The sequence below is a fragment of the Streptacidiphilus jeojiense genome, assembly GCF_000719095.1.
In the GTDB taxonomy this organism is placed as follows: Bacteria; Actinomycetota; Actinomycetes; order Streptomycetales; family Streptomycetaceae; genus Streptacidiphilus; species Streptacidiphilus jeojiensis.
Map to the genome: position 1 here is coordinate 24,914 of NZ_JOEH01000011.1, position 18,285 is coordinate 43,198.

Consider the following 18,285-nt stretch of genomic DNA (forward strand, 5'->3'; position numbering starts at 1 on the left):
TCTAGAGGTCAGAGCGTGGTCTGGTGGACGCTGCCGTCGACGCCTCGGAACGCGGCCAGCACGGAGCCGTCCGCCCCCGCGGCTGCACCCAGCGCCCCGGTGAAGGCACTGCTGACGAAGCCGGCGTGCGGGGTCCAGCCCTGCCATCCCCCGGCGGTGGTGAAGCTGCGCTGCCACAGCGTGTAGTCGCCGGCCCGGGCGTACAGGTGCACCGTGTCCCCCGAGGCGACCAGGGTGGGGCTGCCACTGATGGTGCCGCCCAGCGAGGTCCAGTCCGACCAGGTGCCGGAGCTGTCCCGCAGCCGCCACCACACCGCGTCGTCCGGCGTGCGCACGGCCACGTGCAGCTCCCCGGCGGCGTCGACCACGGCCGAGGGCCGCCCGTAGATGGGCTGGTCGCCGGGGGCGCCGAGGGACGTCCAGTCCTGCTGGGGTCCGCGCGACCACACGCTGCCGTCGGTGCCGCGGGCGAACAGGGTCCACTGGTCCGCGCCGGAGAACGCCACCGTCGGCGCGTCGGTCAACGAGCCGCCAAGGTCCTGCCAGCCGCCCCAGTGGCCGTCACTGAGCACCCGACGGTAGGCGTGGTCGTCGGTACCCCGGACGAAAACGTCGATCCGTCCGCCCGCCGAGCCGTAGGCGGCGGGCTGGCCCAGGAACCGGCCGCCGGTCGGCCCGCCCAGGTCCGGCCCCGTCGACCAGGCGCCCTGCTGTCCGGTCCGCACCTGCAGCGAGCCGTTCTGACCACGGGTGAAGACGGTGAGCGTGGCGCCGTCGGCCACCAGGGCGGGGCTGGACGTCGAGGTGCCGGGCAGCTGCGTTCCGGGAGCCGTGTCCGTACCGCTGAGGCGCAGGAACGCGGTGCCGTGCGCGGGCACCTGCACCGTGTAGGAGCCGGTGAACGCCCCGCGGTCGGCGCGGGCCCGCAGGTCCCGCACCGCGACCTTCCCGGTCAGACCAGCGTCCGCGAAGCTGACGGTGCGCTGCTGGGGCTGGTCGGAGCGGTTGAGCAGGACCACCGCGCGCTGCCCGGAGCCTTGGAGGACCTTGCTGTAGACGTCTCCGACCGAGTCGGTGGCGACCCGCACGCCCTGGATGTCCAGCGGGTCCTGGTCCACCGCGATGATCTCCGGGTTGCGCAGGGTGTCGATCATCGACTGTGGCAGCGTCCGCGGATCGCTGCCCAGTATCAGCGGCGAGGCCATCTCCGCCCACATCACCAACTGCGTGGTGGACTCCTCCTGCGACAGTTCCAGGCCGCCGCCCGCCAGTTGGCGCATGGGGACGAGGTAGTCCGGGTCGTTGTAGTGCCCCGGCCCCTGGGCCTCGGGGTGCCAGGCGTTGGCGTCCATGTTGCGCAGGATGTTCGGCCACTCGCCCGCCGTGGGGGTCCCCCAGGCGATGTCGGTCCCGGTACGCCACGAGTCGGCGGTGGTCGGTCCGTAGACATAGGCGTTGTGGGCGTCCTGCGCCGGGGTGTGCGGCAGCCCCCAGTCGTCGGTCAGCGGATTGCACAGGTTCAGCAGCATCGGGCGGCCCGACGCGGCGACCGCCGCGCTGAACTGCTTGAACGCGGTCCCCGGATCCATCTTCTCAGCGATCCCGCAGAGGAAGTCCACCTTGACCGCGTCGATCTTCCAGTCGGCGAACTGCCTGGCGTCCTGGGCGTAGTGGCCGCCGCTGCCGAGCCCGCAGTTCTTGCCGTCGTACACGCCGGCGTCGGTGTAGATCCCCGCCCGCAGGCCGCGCCGGTGCAGGTAGTCCACCAGCGCCGGGATCCCGGACGGGAACCGGGTCGGGTCGGCCACCAACTGGCCGGTGACCGGGTCCCGCGGTGTGTCGGCCTGCCAGCCGCCGTCCAGCCAGACGATGTCGTAGCCGCTGTCCCGCAGCCCGCTGCTGACCAGGTAGTCGGCAACTCCCTTGACCTGGGCCTCGGTCGGCGCCCCCAGACCGTAGTAGGTGTTCCAGCCCATGTACGGGGTCGGCGCCAGACCGCTGTCGTAGAACTGCGGCGCGCCCTGGTCGTCCGCAGCGCGAGCCTGCGGCACCCCCAGAGCCACCAGCACAGCGGCACCCAGCAGCGCCGCCGCCCGCCGCCGCCCCCGCGTCATCCCAGCACGATGCGAAGTCACGTACGTCTCCCGTGAGTTGAGGCCTCTCGACACCGCATCCACGCCGGACATCGGCGGCGGCGTCACGGCGAAGACTGTGGCTGGGCCCACTCAGGGCTGTCAATATTTATTGCTAATTAACTTAAATTCGGAGCGTGACCGTCCTCGGCACCCGTCAGATCTCGGCTCCCGGGCGTTCGAACTGCGCGCGGTACAGCTCCTCGTACCGGCCGCCCGCGACCAGTAGTTCCTCGTGCGTGCCGCGTTCGACGACGGTGCCCGCCTCGATGACCAGGATCTGGTCGGCGGCGCGGATGGTGGACAGGCGGTGCGCGATGACCACCGCGGTGCGGCCCTCCAGGGCCTCGGCGAGCGCCTCCTGGACAGCCACCTCCGAGGTGGAGTCCAGGTGGGCGGTGGCCTCGTCCAGGATCACCACGCGCTGACGGGCCAGCAGCAGGCGGGCGATGGTCAGCCGTTGGCGTTCGCCGCCGGACAGGCGGTAGCCGCGCTCCCCCACCACCGTGTCCAGGCCGTCGGGCAGCGAGGCGACCAGGCCGTCCAGCCGGGAACGGCGCAGCGCGTCCCACAGTTCGTCCTCGGTGGCCCCGGGCCTGGCCAGCAGGAGATTGGCGCGGACGGACTCGTGGAAGAGGTGGCCGTCCTGGGTGACCATGCCGATAGAGGCGCGGATCGAGTCCTGGGTGAGATCGCGTACGTCGACGCCGCCCAGGCGCACCGCGCCCTCGTCCGTGTCGTACAGCCGCGGCAGCAGTTGCGCGATGGTGGACTTCCCGGCGCCGGAGGATCCGACCAGCGCGACCATCTCGCCGGGCTCGGCGCGGAAGGAGACGCCGTGCAGCACCTCGGTGCCGCCGCGGGTGTCCAGACTGGCGACCTCTTCGAGGGAGGCCAGGGAGACCTTGTCGGCGGGCGGGTAGCCGAAGCGGACCGCGTCGAACTCCACGGAGACCGGGCCCTCGGGGACCCGGCGGGCGTCCGGCTTCTCGTCGATCAGCGGCTCCAGGTCGAGCACCTCGAAGACCCGCTCGAAGCTGACCAGGGCGCTCATGGCCTCGACCCGGGCACCGGCCAGCGAGGTCAGCGGAGCGTACAGGCGGGTGAGCAGCAGGGCCAGGGAGACGACGGCGCCGGGTTGCAGCTCTCCGCGGATGGCGTAGAAGCCGCCGAGGCCGTAGACCAGCGCCAGCGCCAGGGCGGAGACCAGGGTCAGCGCCGTGATGAACACGGACTGCGCCATGGCCGTGCGCACGCCGATGTCGCGCACCCGACGGGCCCGCGCGGCGAACTCGGCGGACTCGTCGGCGGGCCGGCCGAAGAGCTTGACCAGGGTCGCGCCGGGCGCGGAGAAGCGCTCGGTCATCCGGGTGCCCATGGCCGCGTTGTGCTCGGCCGCCTCGCGCTGCAGTCGTGCCATCCGGGCACCGGTGCGGCGGGCGGGGACGACGAACATCGGCAGCAGCACCAGGGCGAGCAGGGTGATCTGCCAGGAGATGGTGAGCATCACGGCGAGGGTCAGCAGCAGCGTCACGACATTGCTGACCACACCGGAGAGGGTGTTGCTGAAGGCGCGCTGCGCGCCGATGACGTCGTTGTTGAGGCGGCTGACCAGCGCGCCGGTGCGGGTGCGGGTGAAGAAGGCCACCGGCATGCGCTGGACGTGGTCGAAGACGGCGGTGCGCAGGTCCAGGATCAGCCCTTCGCCCAGGCTCGCCGACAGCCAGCGGTTCAGCAGCCCGAGCGCGGCGTCCGCGAGGGCGATCGCGGCGATGAGCAGCGCAAGGCGGATCACGGTGCCGGTGTCCTTGCCGTTCACGATCGCGTCGACGACTCGGCCGGCGAGGACGGGGGTGGCGACGGCCAGCAGCGCGGTCGCCACGCTGAGCACCAGGAACTGGATGATCTGCCGGCGGTGCGGGCGGGCGAAGGCCCCGATGCGCTTCACGGTGGCCCGGGTGAGGGGACGGCGCTCCTGCTGCGCGCTCATCACGCTGTGCAGCTGCATCCAGGCTGTGGATTCCATGCTCATGGAAGAGACTGTCCCACGTGGCGCTTCCGCTACGTGCGGCCCCGAAGCAGCAGGTTCCGCCGGAAGGCGCCGGGCAGGCGCGGATCCCCCGGCCGCGCCTGCCCGGCTCCCGTCAGTGGTTGCAGGCGTCGGCGTACCAGACGGGCGCCCAGTTGTAGTCGCTGTTGTAGGTCAGCGCAGGCACCGTGTAGATCACGCTGCGGCTGCTGTTGAGGAGGAAGGCCTGCGTCCCGGGGGTCTGGTTGTTGACCCACGATCCGTAGGTGTTCCAGCCCGAGCCCGGCAGTTCCTGGTCCTCGTTGCAGGTGCTGACGTTGAACTGCTCACCGGCCCCCCACTGTCCCTGCCACATGCAGAGGTAGTAGTAGGAGCAGCTGGCGCCGGGCCCGTCGGCCGGGTTGCCGTTCTTGAACCAGGTGAAGGGGACACCCACGTCACCCAGCGAACCGGTGTCCGCAGGGCTCACCGTGGCGGCGGCGAGCCTGGTCGTGCCGGTGGTCGCCGGTGCGAAGCCGAGGTTGACAGCACCGGGCAGTACCCGCGCGTAGGTCTGACCCGGCAGCGGCAGCAGGACCGAATCGCCGTGCGGCAGCGCGATCTCGTTCGCCGCGACCTGCTTGGCACCGGCGTACTGGTGCACGATCTGGTCGACGCGCTTCTGGAGTTCGGCGGACTGAGCAGTGTTCAGGCCGGCCGCCTTGACCTGCGCGGCGAAGGGGGCGGCGGCATGGGGCGCCTTCCCTGGCGCGGCAGCCGCCGTACTGACGCCCGCCATGGCGATGGCCGCAGCCACTGCCATGACCCCGGCAACCTTGAGGCTGGGAAACGTCATGAATGAGTCCTCTCTCGATGGATCGATCCTGCTCGGACGCGGTCCTCGCCCGTCGGTACCGCCGAACGCCCGGTCACTGCCCGACGTGGCTGTCCCAGGTGTCGAGGTCGGTCCTGGTCTGCGGTCCGGCGACGCCGTCCACGGAAAGGCTGGGGTAGGGCAGCCCGGTGTAGTTGTCGTCGACGTACTGCTGGAACGCGATCACGGCTGCTTCGGTCTTGGGGCCGAAGCTTCCGTCGACAGCGACCGTGGGGGTGACCTGGGACTTGTTGAGTTGCTCCTGGAGGTAGGCGACGCAGCCGTCGCCCTCGCCTTCGTGCAGGTTCTGGGTCGGGCAGGCAGAGCTCCAGTAGTTGATGGGGGTGACCGCGTACGCGGTGCCCGTGAGGCCGAACACGGCGCTGCCGAGCATGCCGAGAGCCAAGGTGCCCTGAACCAGGTGTCGTTGCAGCAGGTGCCGAGTGGGCATGGGGGCTCTCCTTCGTGTCAGCGGGATCGGCGGTCAGACTGTCGCGTCGGCGGCTGCGGGAGCCACAGTGCCCGGGCAAGTGACGAGATCTTGGGACAGGGGTGGCCCTGACCTGCGGAGATGAGCGGGACATGACGGTGGGACGGGACGCCCGGCACTGGCCTGAGCGAATCCGAGGGTCCGGACCCGGCCGCGCCGACAGGCACATGTCGCGTGTCCCGACCCGGGCCGCTCGGGTTACGGGCCTAGGGTCGGACCCGTGCCGTTCGATCCTTCGCGCCGGAGCGTGCTGCAGTTGGCTGCCGGCGCCGCCGTACTCGCTACGACCGGTGCGGCCGCGTCGACCGGCGCGTCGCCCCGCCGGACCGGTCCGGGAAGTCGGATCATCGCCGCCGACCAGGTGTCGAGGCGGGCACTGCTGCTGGACCCCGCCCAGGCGACGACCCGCGCGGTACCCGCCCCGCTGTGGTCCTGGGCACCCGGCGACGCTCCCGGCAACGCGCTGGCCGACCTGGCGCCGGAGCGGACCTGGCGGAACGTCAGCGAGGCCAAGTGGTCCACCGCTCCGGGCCGGGCCACCGTCCTGACCTGCGCCTCGGAGGGTCTTGCCGCCGCTGTCGGCGTCTCCGACGGGCAGGTGTACTGGGCCGCCGCGATCCCCGGCGCCAACCTGCACTCCCTGGAGTGGCTCCCCGGCGGCGACATCGCCGTGGCCGCCAGCACCGCCGGCTGGGTGCGCCGCTACGCCGCCTCCCTCGGCCCCCGCTCGACCGTCTGCTCCCAGTACCCGCTGCCCGGCGCGCACGGACTGCACTGGGACGCGACGACGGGCCTGCTGTGGGCGCTGGGGGACGATCTGCTGGTCGCCCTGGCCGTGGACGGTCCGGACGGTCCGGACGGTCCCCGGCTCACCGAGGCGGCCCGCTACCGGCTGCCGGACCACGGCGGGCACGACCTGGCCGCGGTCGCCGCCGACAGCGACCGGCTCTGGGTCACCACCAACGCCCACGTCCACCAGTTCTCGCTCGGCACCCGCAGCTTCCTGCCCGGTACCGTGTCGGCCGAGGTGGACCGGTCGCAGGTCAAGAGCATCGGCGACGACCCGGCGACCGGGCAGATCCTGCTGGTGTCGCCCCGGGCTGCCACGCCGCAGTCCGACAACCCCTGTGCCTGGTGCACCTCCACCATCGAACTCCTCGCCCCCACCGGCGAGGCGACCCTTCCCGGTTCCGGCCTCTACAAGGCCCGCTGGGCGGGCCGGTGGCCGGGCGTCACACCATGACCGCCCCCACGACCAGCGCCGCGACGCCGATGAGCAGGGCCACCACGCCCCAGGCCAGGTCCGAGGTCCGGGAACGGTGTTCGGCCGCGAGGTCCGCGGTGAAGACGGCCGGGTCGGCGGGCGAGTAGTGGATGGTGACGTCCCGTCCGTAGGAGCCGGCGGGGTCGGGCAGCCCTGACGAGCAGTAGGCGGTGACGGCCGTGCCCTCGTGGGTGGTGAAGGCGACGACCGGGGTGTCACTGGTGGTCGTGTGGCCGTCCTCGTCGGTGCGGACGTCCCTGAGCACCGCGACGACCCGGCCCGGGACACCGCCCGAAGAGCTCAGCGTGTCGATGCGGCGGCTCAACTCGCTTGCGTTCTGCGGCAGGTAGCACACCCCGCAGAGGGTCCACGGCCCGCCGAAGCCGAGCAGCGCCCAGGGCCAGCCCCAGTCGACCGCGGCGAGGGCGACCAGCCCGGCGTAGACCAGGAAGACCGCGCAGTTCGGCCCGCCGAGTCCGCGCCGGCCTGCCTGGAGGTCGCCGGTGAACTTGAAGGCGTGCGGCCTGCCGGGCGGATAGCGGATGCCGATCTCCCGGCCGGTCCAGGCCGTGCTGACCCGGTCGCCGTGCTCACCGTCGTTGGTCACGGTGAACTCCTGCCCGGTGGAAGGGTCCTGGAAGGAGACGACCACCGGTATCCCGTCCGACCCGGAGCTGCCGTGCCGGGGTTCGCGCACCCGCTCGATCCGTCCCGTGACCCTGACCGCCCGCTGGGCCCGGGTCACCCCGGCCAGCGACCGCCCGTACCCCAGCAGCGCCAGGGCGCCGAACACCGCACACCACAGCGCCAGACAGCCGTGCCAGCCCATGCGTCTTCCTTCTGCCCTTCCTGGGGGACGGTTTTCACCGAGCACACTGCCTTCGCGGTCAGCCCACCGGGCTGCGCCGCACCACCCTGCCCTGTCCGTCCGCCTCCAGCGAGGCCGAGCCCCCGGGTCCGGTCACCCCGATCCGGATGGTGAGCGAGCCGGTGAGGCGGTCGACGCTGAGCTGCCAGGTCTGCGGGGAGTGCACGCCGAGGGTGGTGACCGCCTCCTGGACCAGGGCCGGGAAGCGCTCGTACGGCAGCGAGCCCGGGTCGAACTGCAGGGCCTGCGTGCCGGTGGGGGTGGGGGTGAACACGATCGACAGCAGCCGGTCCTGCACCACGACGGTGAGTGCCTGGCGGGTGCCCCTGCCCTTGGTGAGCGAGTCGACGGCCCGGCGCAGCTCGCCTTGGTCCAGGAACGACTGGCCCGGACCGAGGGTGACCGTGCCGCTCGCCGATGTCTCCACCGTGCTGGACCAGGTGGAGGAGACCGACACCGAGGGCTGCGCGGCCGAGGGCGGCAGTGCGGCGGTGTCCTGTGCGAACAGGTCCGCGCGGAACAGCAGGACCACGGCGGCCGCGCCGAGCAGCAGTCCGACCAGTGCGACCAGGCCGAAGGAGCAGCCCTCCTGGGATTCGCGCGCCACCGCCGGCCCGGGCACCGTGTCGAGCCGGGCCCCGGCCACCCGGTCCTCCCACTCCGGCGTCGGCCGTTTCACGATCCTGGCCCGCCACGGCCGGTCCGGCGGGTACTGGACCACCAGGACGCCGCGCGGGCGGTAGTCGGGCAGGTCGACGCGGTTGATGGCCTGGGTGATCTCGACGCGGAAGCCCGGCGCGTCGTCCGGCACCACGGAGAGGTCGAACCGCACCGGCACGTCGCTCGGCTCACCGGTGGTGGCGTCCATGCTCTCGATCATCGCGAGGGCCGTGCGGGGCGCGACCGCGGCCTCCCGGTCGCGCTGCCTTCTGACCCCGAGGAAGCAGAGCAGCCCGTAGCCGGCGGCCAGGCCCGACCCGGTGCCGAAGAGCGGTCCGCTGTTGACGACCGCGCCCACCACCAGGGCGGCCAGCGAGGTGCCGATCACGCCCCCCGTCACGAGTCCCCGGGCGAGGGTGAGGGAGGTGCCCGGCCTCGGCTGGATGCCGGGCTTGGGCGGGGTGCCCGTGGTGATCGTCATACCGGCGATTGTGCCGGGCCGGGGTGACCGGCGGACGCACTTCCGCGGAACCGCCCGGGACGGTTTCACCCCGCTCCCGGTCCACTGCGCAAAGTAGACTAATCTCGCATTTCCACGAGAAGCCGGGTATCCCCTATCGCCGGGAGCGCTCGCATGGCGGACCAATCGGTGCGTGGCCCGACCAGCTACGACCCACGGAGCAGACCGGCACCGTCGGCCGTCGGGACCGACCTGCTGGCGCTCAACGGCATGGGCAGCTTCGACTGGGACCTGGAAGCCGGGACCTACCACCTCGACGAGGTCGGCCTGGACGTGTTCGACCTGCGGCCGGAGGACTACGACGGCCGCCCGGCCTCGCTCGCGAGCAGCGTCACCCACGAGGACGGCCTGCGCCTGGACGCCGCGGTGACCCTGGCCATCCAGGCCGGCCACCTGACCTTCGCGGCCTACTTCCAGGTGGTCTGCCGCGACGGCTCGCTCCGCTGGGCGCACACCCAGGGCCGCATCCTGCGCGACGAGCAGGCCCAGCCCTACCGGATCGTGGGGATCGTCCGCAACGCCGACGAGGAGCTGGCGCACGCCGAGGTGATGCGCACGCTGGGCGCCGACCGGCGCCGCCAGACGGACTTCGTGCGGGCCACCACCGAGGCCCTGGCGCGGGCGCTCACGGTGCAGGACGTGATCAACGTGGTCACCGACAGCGAAGGGCTGCGCCGGTTCGGCGCCGACGGACTGGCCCTGGGCCTGATCGAAGGCAGCAGCATGCGGCTGGTCGCCGCCACCCACCCGCCCTCACCGGCGCTCCGGGCCCAGGACGACTTCTCGCTCACCCGGTTGGACGACCAGCTGCCGCTGGCCGAAGCCGTCCGCACCGGCCGCCCGCAGTTCATCGGCGACCAGGAGCAGCTCTGCGCCCGCTTCCCCAGGCTGCGCCCCTACGCGGACCAGATGGGCATCAACGCCGGCGCCTTCCTCCCCCTGATCGCCCAGGCACGCACCCTCGGCGCGCTGGGCCTGTACTACGGCGACAGCCACGAGTTCAGCACCGAGGACCGCAACATCTGCATCGCCCTGACCAGCGCCGTGGCCCAGTCCCTGCAGCGCGCCGTGCTCTTCGACCAGGAGCGCGAGTTCGCCACCACCCTGCAGACCACCATGCTGCCCCGGCGGATCCCGCAGATCAGCGGCGGCGAGGTGGCCGTCCGCTACCGGGCCGGACGCAGCGGACGGGAGGTGGGCGGGGACTGGTACGACGTGATCCCGCTGCCGCACGGCCGGGTCGGGCTGGTGGTCGGCGACGTCGAGGGGCACGACAGCCACGCCGCCGCCATCATGGGCCAGCTGCGCATCGCCCTGCGCGCCTACGCCGCCGAGGGCCACTCCCCCTCCACCGTCCTGGCCCGGGCCTCGCGGTTCCTGGCCGAACTGGACACCGAGCGCTCCGCGACCTGCATCTACGTCGAGGCGGACCTGGAGACCGGGGTGCTCCGGCTGGCCCGGGCCGGCCACCTGGAGCCGCTGCTGCGGCACCGTGGCGGTCGCACCGGCTGGCCCGCGGTGCGCGGCGGGCTCCCGCTGGGGATGGCCACCGCCTTCGAAGCCGACGACTACCCGGAGACCCGGCTGCACCTGAACCACGACGGGGTGCTGCTGCTGTGCACCGACGGTCTGGTCGAGCGCCCCGGCCAGGACATCGCCGAGGGCATGGCGGCGCTGGCCGCAGCCCTGCAGTCGGGACCGCTGCGCACCGAGGAGCTCGCCGACCACCTGTGCCACGAGGGGTCCGGACGGGCGGGGACCGAGGACGACATGGCACTGCTCCTGCTGCGGCGCACCGCGGCCGCCGGCGGCCGGGTGCCGATCCGGGCGGTGCTCCACATCCACCAGGCCGACCCGGAGGGACTGGTCGAAGCCCGCGCCGTGCTGCGGCAGATCCTGTCCGGCTGGGCGGCCACCGGTCCGGTCGGCGACATCGAGCTGGTGGCGGACGAGCTGATCACCAACGCGCTGGTGCACACCGACAGCGGTGCCACGCTGACCGTCGAGCTCCTCGGCGACGCCGGACCCCGGGTGCGGCTGGAGGTCCAGGACTCCTCCAGCGAGTGGCCCCGACGCCGGACCCCGGGCGAGACCGCCACCTCCGGCCGGGGGCTGCTGCTGGTGGACGCCCTTGCCGAGCGCTGGGGGGTGCAGCCGCTGGGCTCCGGCAAGAGCGTCTGGTGCGAGTTCCCACTGCCCGCACTGTGAGCGACGGGAGGCCTGCGAATTAATTGACATTGTCAACCATGTAGGTTTACCGTCGATCTATTACTTGAACACATGAACCATCAAGGTCCTCAAGCCTCAGGGAGCACCTCCATGACCGCCGTCCTGTTCGTCGTCACCGGCGCCACCCACTGGACCCTGGCAGACGGGACCCTGCACCCCACCGGCTTCTGGGCCGAGGAACTCGCCGAGCCGCACCGGATCTTCAGCGAAGCGGGCTACCGCATCACCGTCGCCACCCCCGGCGGGGTCCCCGCCCCCGTCGACCGGGCCAGCCTGGCCGCCGAGGCCAACGGCGGCCAGGAACAGGCCGACCGTCTCAGCGCCTACCTCGACTCGATCCGCGACACGCTGGAGGCCCCGGCCAAACTGGCGGAAGTGGACCCTGACACGTTCGACCTGATCTTCTACCCGGGCGGCCACGGCCCGATGGAGGACCTCGCAGTGGACCAGGGCTCCGGCCGGATCCTCACCCGCGCCCTGGACTCCGGCAGGCCCCTGGGCGTGGTCTGCCACGCACCGGCCGCGCTGCTCGCCGCCCGCCGCGAGGACGGCAGCTGGCCGTTCGCCGGCTACCGGATGACCGCCTTCACCAACGCCGAGGAGACCGCGGCCGGCCTCGCGGCCAAGGCCCGGTGGCTCCTCCAGGACCGCCTGGTCGAGCTCGGCGCCGACTTCGTCGAAGCCGCACCGTTCGCCCCGCACACGGTGGTCGACCGCAATCTCTACACCGGCCAGAACCCGGGTTCCTCCGCCGAGCTGGCCCGCACGCTGGTGGACGCCGTCTCCGTCGACCCGGCCACGGTGGTGGCCCGGGTGCGAGCCACCTTCGAGACCGGCCGGACCAGGCCGCTCGCGTGGCGACTGGCCCAGCTGAACGCCCTGCGCGCGCTGCTGGTGGAGGAGTCCGACGAGTTCCTCGCCGCGCTCAACGCCGACCTGGGCAAGAGCGCGACCGAGGCGCAGCGCAGTGAGGTCGGGTTCGTCGTGAACGAGATCGACCACACCGTGGCGCACCTGGAGCAGTGGCTGCGCCCGAGGCCCGCCGGCGTGCCTGCTGCCTTCATGCCCGCCGAGGCGCGCGTGGTGCGCGACCCGCTCGGCGTCGTCCTGATCATCGCCCCGTGGAACTACCCGCTGCAGCTCGCGCTGGCGCCGCTGGTGGGCGCTCTCGCGGCGGGCAACACGGCCGTGCTCAAGCCCAGTGAGATGGCCCCGGCGACCTCCGCCGCGATGGCCCGGCTGATTCCGCGCTACCTGGACCGGGAGGCCGTGGCCGTCGTCGAGGGCGCCGTGGCGGAGACCACCGCGCTGCTGGAGCAGCGTTTCGACCACATCTTCTACACCGGCAACGGCGCCGTCGGACGGATCGTCATGACCGCCGCCGCCAAGCACCTCACCCCGGTCACCCTGGAGCTGGGCGGCAAGAGCCCCGCCGTGGTCGAGCCGGGCGCGGACCTGACGGTCACCGCCCAGCGGATCGCCCGCGGCCGGTTCCAAAACGCCGGCCAGACCTGCGTCGCCCCCGACTACGTACTCGCCATCGGCGCCACCGCCGCCGCGCTGGAAGCCGAACTGGTCACCGCAGTAAGGGCGTTGTACGGGGAGAACCCGGCGACCAACAGCGAGTACGGACGGATCGTCAACGAGCGCCACCACGACCGGCTCACCGCACTGCTGGGCGACGGACGGATCGTCACCGGCGGCACCCACGACCGGGCGAGCCGCTACCTCGCACCGACCGTCCTGGCCGACGTCTCGCCCGAGGCCCCGGTGATGCAGGCGGAGATCTTCGGCCCGGTCCTGCCGATCGTCGGCGTACCCGACCTCGACGCAGCGATCGCCTTCATCAACGAGCGGGACAAGCCGCTCGCCCTGTACGCCTTCACCGAATCGGAAGAGACCAAGCAGCGCCTGACCGAGGAGACCTCCTCCGGCGGTCTGGTCTTCGGCCTCACCGTCGCGCACCTGGCCGTACCCGAACTCCCCTTCGGCGGCGTGGGCGAGAGCGGCATGGGCCGCTACCACGGCGAGTACTCCATCGACACCTTCAGCCACCTGAAGGCCGTCCTGGACAAGCCCATCGCCTGACGGTTCGCGTCCCCCGAAGGGCGCGCAACCGGATCATCGGTACGCTGGCCCTTCCGACCGGAACGACCCGACAGGGAGGGACTGCGTGAAGGTGGCAGCGATCCACCACGTATCGGTCATCGTCTCGGATCTCGACGAGGCCCTGGACTTCTACACCCGTGTGCTCGGCTTGTCCGTCCGCACCGACCGCCCCGACTCCATCGGCCCCGGCGCCTGGCTCGACGCCGGAGGACAGCAGGTTCATCTGCTACCAGGCGATCCGCCGTCTGCCCGCGGCCAGCACTTCGCCGTACTCGTCGATGACCTGGACGCCACCGTCGCCGAACTGCGCGCCGTCGGCCTGCGGGTGAGCGATCCGGTGCCTGTCGGCAGCGCCCGTCAGGCATTTCTGGCCGATCCAGCGGGAAACGCCATCGAACTGCACGAAGCCGCCACGCCCTGAACGACCGGGGGCGAACCGCCGATGCCTGCGCTCCAACCCCGGATGGAGGCCAGGTTCCGGCTATGACCGAGAGGACCATCAACGTCATCCGCGAGGCGTTCACCGAGCCGGACGAGTTCACCTCCTCCCCGCTGTACCGCGCGCTCAGCCGCACGGTCGCCGCCGAGGAACGGCTGCTCGCCCTGGCCGCGCGGGGCCGGGCCGGGCAGTACCCGACCTTCCTGTTCTTCGGCGCGGTGCACCAGCTGCTGCTGGCGGGCGCGGAGCATCAACTCGCCTGCTACTACCCCTCGGTGGCGGGCCCAGACGCACTCGCCCCGGACGAGGCAGCCGGGCCCGCCCTGCTGGACTTCTGTCTGCGTCACGAGACCGAGCTGACCGGGCTGATCAGCACCCGGCTCGTCCAGACCAACCATGTGCAGCGGGCCCTGGGCCTGCGCATCGGGCTGGCCGAGATCGCCCGGCACACCGACGCGCCGGTCCACCTGATCGAGGTCGGCACCAGCGCCGGCCTGAACCTGCGCTTCGACCGCTACGGCTACACCCTCGGCGGGCGCCGCTACGGCGACCCGGCCTCCCCGGTGCAGCTGGTCGCCGCACTGCACGGCCCGGACACCCTCCCCGACCTGGACGCGCTGCCCGCGACGGCCAGTGTCCACGGCGTCGACCTGAACCCGGTCGACGTGCGGGCCCAGGCGGACCGCCGCTGGCTCGAGGCCCTGGTCTGGCCGGAGAACCTGGACCAGCGCAGGCTGCTCGCCGCGGCGCTCGACCTGGTCGCCGCGGACCCGCCGCGGGTGCTGCGCGGTGACGCCGTCGACGTGCTGCCCGCGCTGGCAGCGGAACTACCACCGGGCGAGCCGCGCGTGGTCTTCCACTCCGCGACCCGTCTGCACGTGCCGCTGGATCGGCGCGCCGCGTTCGACGCGGCGATCACCGCCGTTGGCACAGCCGGCCCGCTGTGGTGGCTCTGCGTCGAGGACGGCCCCGACCCGGATCCTCGGCCCGCGGCTTCGCGCCGCGACCGCGTCGGCTCGGCACTGCGCCTGCGCGACCCCGACGGCGACGACCACACCCTCGCCGTGGTCGAGGGCCACCTGCGCTGGGTCGAGACACTCCAGGCCGATCCCGACGACTCCAGTCGACTCGAAGGCGACGAAGAAGGGCGCTTTGCCCGGTAGAGACTCGGCTGGGCCGCTGCGGCGACGCGACGGCGGCCCGCGCTGCGGATCAGCCGGAGTGTCTCGGGGGCGGATGGACGATCCGTCAGTCCGCTCCACCCCAGGCGGGGATGGAGGCGTTTGCATGCGTCGGCGTCTCCCTTGCGATGGGTCGGTTGCAGTCCGCCCGGTACCGGTGCGCTGCGTCGAAGATGCTCCAGCCGTCGATCTCCTCGGTGGCGGGAGCGTCGGGTCGCCAACCGCGTTTCAGGGCTGCGTCGAGCAGCGCCCTGACAGTGCCCGGCTCGTGGAGGTTCAAGGTCCTGCCGAGGTCCGTGCCGACCGCTCCGGACGGCATCAGGTACCCGTCCGGGACAAGCCGATCGGGGCCCGCCCGGAAGGCAATGCGGAGACGCCCCGTCACCTTGGGCCGGCGGATGACGAGTGTCTCGCAGCAGTCCTCGTACCGGCCGTCGCCCAGGGTGCGGTGATGGTGGCTCAAGCTCCAGAGGAAGTCCTCCCCCTCGACCACGAGACGCCGTGCCCTCTTGTCACTACGAGCCATCCCCCGATCCTAACGACCCGCGTTCCGCGCGATTCCGTGTGGCTCGGGTTCGGTCGGCGGCCTTTCGCTGCAGGTGCGCTTGCATATGTGCGATCTGGGTCTTCAGACCGAGTTGCTGGAAGATGTCGAGGCCTTGTCTGAGGTGCGTGTCGCTTTCCTCGATTCTTCCGAGCTGCTGGTAGCACTGCCCGATGCCGGCGTGGGCGCCGGCTTCGACGGCGGCCATACGGGTCTGGCGGGCCAGGTTCAGCACATCGCGGTAGAGCTCCAGGGCACGGAGCTGGTCGCCCGTTGCGGCGACGGTCCCGGCGTAGAGGTCCAGAGCCCAGGCTTCGTTTCCCCGGGCGCCGATACGGCGGAAGATGTCGAGGGCCTTCTGGAGATCCGGGAGCCCGTCTTCGGGGCGGCCGGCGAGACGCTTGAAGTATCCGAGGTTGCCCCATGCGTTGGCCTGGCCGTTGGGGTCGGCGAGGTCGCGGAAGAGTTCGAGCGCTCGGCGTGCGGCGTCGATGGCGGCGGGGTGGTCGCCGGCGTGGGCGCAGGCCTGTCCCAGCCCCAGGAATGCTCTGGCTTGGCCGATCCGGTTGCCGGCTCCGCGGTGCAGGTGCAGGGCCTGTTGTTGATGGCGGGTGGCGGTGGCGTAGTCGCCGGTGGTTTCGTGGACCACTCCGAGGTTGGACAGGGCGGTGGCTTGCCCCTCCTGGTCGCCGAGGGCCTGGTAGGCGGCGAGGGCGGTGTGGAGGTCGCGTTCGGCTGCTGGGTAGTCGCCGTTGAGCCGGTAGACGGTTCCTCGTTGGACGTGGGCGTTGGCCAGTCCGAGGTGCTCGTCCAGTTGCCCGTACCGCTCGATCGCGTGGTGAAGGTGCTGTTCCGCCATGGCGCGCCGGCCGGTGAACGCGCTGACTTGTGCCAGCAGGGTCAACGCGTTGGCGTGCCCGAGGTGCCCGCCGGCCCGTTCGCAGTGGTGCAGCGCGGCTTCCAAGTCGGAGGCCGCGCCGGTGAAGTCCCCCGTCAGCGCCCGCAGATAGGCCAGGTCGGTCAGCGCGGTACCCAGGACAGCGGGCAGTCCCAGTCGTTCGGCCAGGTCGGTGGCTGTGGAGTGCACGGTGATCGCTTCGTCCCAGGGGCCGTCGGCAGCCAGCAGGGTGGCCATCGCGCCCGCGAGCCGCACGGCCCGCAGCCCGTCGTGGGCGGCGACGCGGCCGAACGCGGCCAGCAGGTTGGAGCGTTCGGTGCGCAGCCAGGTCCAGGCGGAGCTTCGGTCGCTCAGCGTGGGAGCGACCTTTGGCGCGGGTCCCTCGACCGGGAGCCGTGGAGTCGAGGTCACGAGTGCCTGCGCGCACCAGGCGGTGTGCTGGTAGTAGTCCAGCAGTCGGGTCGCGTCGGGGTCCTGTCCGCCGGGTGGGTGCTGTCGTGCCTGCTGTCCAGACAGCGTGCGGGCGTAGGCGCGCACAAGGTCGTGCAGCCGGTAGCGGCCGGCCTGGTGCTGCAGCAGCAGGTTGTGGTCGAGCAATGACTCCAGCAGGTGCTCTGCGGTACGCACGTCGCCCAGGTCGGCCAGATTCGCGGCAGCGTACGCATCGATGTCGTCGCCGGGAAGGTGGCCGAGCATGCGGAACAGGTACTGCTCCGCCTCGGGCAGCCGGTCGTAGGAAGTGGCGAAGACCGCGGTCAGGTCGCGATCGGTGTCGCGCAGGTGGGCGAGCCGGTCGGTCGCGTCCCGTAGCTGTGCGACCAGGTCCGGGACGCGCAGGGCCGGGCGGTGGCGCAGTCGCGCTCCGACGATCCGCAACGCCAACGGGAGCCGTCCGCACAGCTCCACCAACTCGGCGACAGCGTCGGTCTGGTCGGCGCTGATCCGCTGCGGCCCGGCGACCTGACGCAACAGCGTCGCGGCCTGGTCGATGTCGAGCACGTCCAGGGTCAGCGTGTGCGCGTCGTCCAACCCGGTCAGGCGGGTCCGGGAGGTGATCAGGACCAGGCAACCGGCCTCTCCCGGAAGCAGCGGTCGAACCTGGGCGGCGTCAACGGCGTTGTCGAGCAGGATCAACGTGCGGGTGCCGGCCATTCGGGACCGGTACAAGGCGGCGCGCGCCTCCACCCCGGGCGGGATCGCCTGCGCCGGCACGCCCAGGGACCGCAGCAGCGCCTCCAGGGCATCGGCCGGGGACATCGGCTCCCACCCGGCCGAGTGGGCGTGCAGATCCACGAACAGCTGGCCGTCGCCGTAGCGGTCCTTCAGCTGGTGCGCGGCGTGGATCGCCAACGCGCTCTTGCCGATCCCGGCCATCCCGTCCACCGCGGCGATCACCAGCCAGCCCGCGGAATCCGACGCGGTGGCCGCCGCCGTCAACTGCGCCGTCTCACGCGAACGGCCGGCGAACAAGCGTGTCGCGGCCGGCAACTGAAAGCGGGCGCCTCCGGCATACACACCCGTCGAGTTGTCACTACCACTACCGGCGCCGGACGCCGCACCAACGCCTGCGGGGAACTGATTCTGTGTCATCTGCTCGACACCGAGCACGCTGGAGATGCGACGCATCGTGCTCGGATGCGGTCGCCGGGTCCGGCCGCGCTCGATCTCGCTGATCGCGCGCACACTCACGCCCGCGCGCGTCGCCAACTCCTCGATGGACAGGCCCTTGCCCCTGCGCAGGGCACGGAGGTCACCGCCCAGCGACCCCGGTGTCATCCTCGTCCCTCCGCCCGCAGCGCGCCCAAGGAGATCAACCCCGCTGCGGAAACTGCCTGGTATTCCGCCGGAAAGCATCATCCGGCTCATCATGGTCGGCGACAAGGGCGCGTCCATAGGCTGACAGCGGGCGAACCACAGGTGTTCCGCTGACGAACAGGAATCGGACGGCACCAGGAACACCACCGGGCAGTTGGGTTCCCATATGTCGGCGTGTGCTGCCGCATGCGGCAAGCCGGCGGAACGCTGACGCATTCCCTGTGCAGTTCACACGCTTCAGGAGGTATTGCCGG

13 protein-coding genes are annotated in these 18,285 nt (G+C 71.8%); 5 read left to right on the plus strand and 8 right to left on the minus strand.

Translation table 11 applies throughout. The annotated features are described in order from the left end of the window. Positions 1 to 8: 8 nt before the first annotated feature. The 4 genes from IF29_RS0116210 to IF29_RS0116225 all read right to left on the minus strand — a co-directional run bounded on the left by IF29_RS0116210 (position 9) and on the right by IF29_RS0116225 (position 5,465). On the minus strand, positions 9 to 2,114 hold the full coding sequence (locus tag IF29_RS0116210; RefSeq protein ID WP_030254914.1) for a DUF8189 domain-containing protein: 2,106 nt from the start codon (positions 2,112 to 2,114) through the stop codon (positions 9 to 11). A 175-nt stretch (positions 2,115 to 2,289) separates the two neighbouring features. Then, complete coding sequence (locus tag IF29_RS0116215; protein ID WP_030254917.1) at positions 2,290 to 4,164, minus strand: ABC transporter ATP-binding protein; 1,875 nt, start codon at positions 4,162 to 4,164, stop codon at positions 2,290 to 2,292. A 112-nt stretch (positions 4,165 to 4,276) separates the two neighbouring features. Next, entirely contained in the window at positions 4,277 to 4,996 is a 720-nt protein-coding gene (locus IF29_RS43610) for a hypothetical protein (protein ID WP_051725390.1), read from the minus strand. Positions 4,997 to 5,069: 73 nt separating this feature from the next. After that, complete coding sequence (locus IF29_RS0116225) at positions 5,070 to 5,465, minus strand: peptidoglycan-binding domain-containing protein (RefSeq protein WP_030254922.1); 396 nt, start codon at positions 5,463 to 5,465, stop codon at positions 5,070 to 5,072. Positions 5,466 to 5,724: 259 nt separating this feature from the next. Here IF29_RS0116225 and IF29_RS0116230 point away from each other — a divergent pair, with 259 nt between their 5' ends. Continuing rightward, complete coding sequence (locus IF29_RS0116230; RefSeq protein ID WP_037595491.1) at positions 5,725 to 6,747, plus strand: DUF6528 family protein; 1,023 nt, start codon at positions 5,725 to 5,727, stop codon at positions 6,745 to 6,747. On the opposite strand, the gene IF29_RS0116235 is transcribed toward IF29_RS0116230, so the two are convergent. After that, the gene (locus tag IF29_RS0116235) at positions 6,737 to 7,597 is read right to left on the minus strand and encodes a DUF3592 domain-containing protein (protein ID WP_030254924.1); all 861 of its coding nucleotides are present in this window, start codon (positions 7,595 to 7,597) and stop codon (positions 6,737 to 6,739) included. The two genes, IF29_RS0116230 and IF29_RS0116235, sit on opposite strands and share 11 nt — an antisense overlap. Positions 7,598 to 7,655: 58 nt before the next feature. Next, positions 7,656 to 8,777, minus strand: a complete 1,122-nt coding sequence (locus IF29_RS0116240) for a hypothetical protein (RefSeq protein ID WP_030254928.1) — start codon at positions 8,775 to 8,777, stop codon at positions 7,656 to 7,658. Between the two features lie 153 nt (positions 8,778 to 8,930). On the opposite strand from IF29_RS0116240, the gene IF29_RS0116245 reads away from it, so the two are divergent. The 4 genes from IF29_RS0116245 (at position 8,931) to IF29_RS0116260 (ending at position 14,756) form a co-directional block, all read left to right on the plus strand. Next, entirely contained in the window at positions 8,931 to 11,024 is a 2,094-nt protein-coding gene (locus IF29_RS0116245; protein WP_030254930.1) for a SpoIIE family protein phosphatase, read from the plus strand. Positions 11,025 to 11,135: 111 nt separating this feature from the next. Further along, complete coding sequence (locus IF29_RS0116250) at positions 11,136 to 13,133, plus strand: aldehyde dehydrogenase family protein (RefSeq protein ID WP_084714365.1); 1,998 nt, start codon at positions 11,136 to 11,138, stop codon at positions 13,131 to 13,133. 85 nt (positions 13,134 to 13,218) lie between these two features. Then, a complete protein-coding gene (locus IF29_RS42055; protein ID WP_037595499.1) occupies positions 13,219 to 13,575 on the plus strand; it encodes a VOC family protein in 357 nt (118 codons plus the stop codon). 62 nt (positions 13,576 to 13,637) lie between these two features. Beyond that, entirely contained in the window at positions 13,638 to 14,756 is a 1,119-nt protein-coding gene (locus IF29_RS0116260; RefSeq protein ID WP_051725391.1) for a DUF2332 domain-containing protein, read from the plus strand. 85 nt (positions 14,757 to 14,841) lie between these two features. Here IF29_RS0116260 and IF29_RS0116265 read toward each other — a convergent pair whose 3' ends face one another. Beyond that, positions 14,842 to 15,300, minus strand: coding sequence for a hypothetical protein (locus IF29_RS0116265; protein ID WP_063757516.1), 459 nt, complete (start codon positions 15,298 to 15,300; stop codon positions 14,842 to 14,844). Then, entirely contained in the window at positions 15,290 to 18,178 is a 2,889-nt protein-coding gene (locus IF29_RS0116270) for a tetratricopeptide repeat protein (protein WP_198037467.1), read from the minus strand. Before IF29_RS0116270 ends, IF29_RS0116265 begins: the two co-directional genes overlap by 11 nt. Positions 18,179 to 18,285 lie beyond the last annotated feature (107 nt).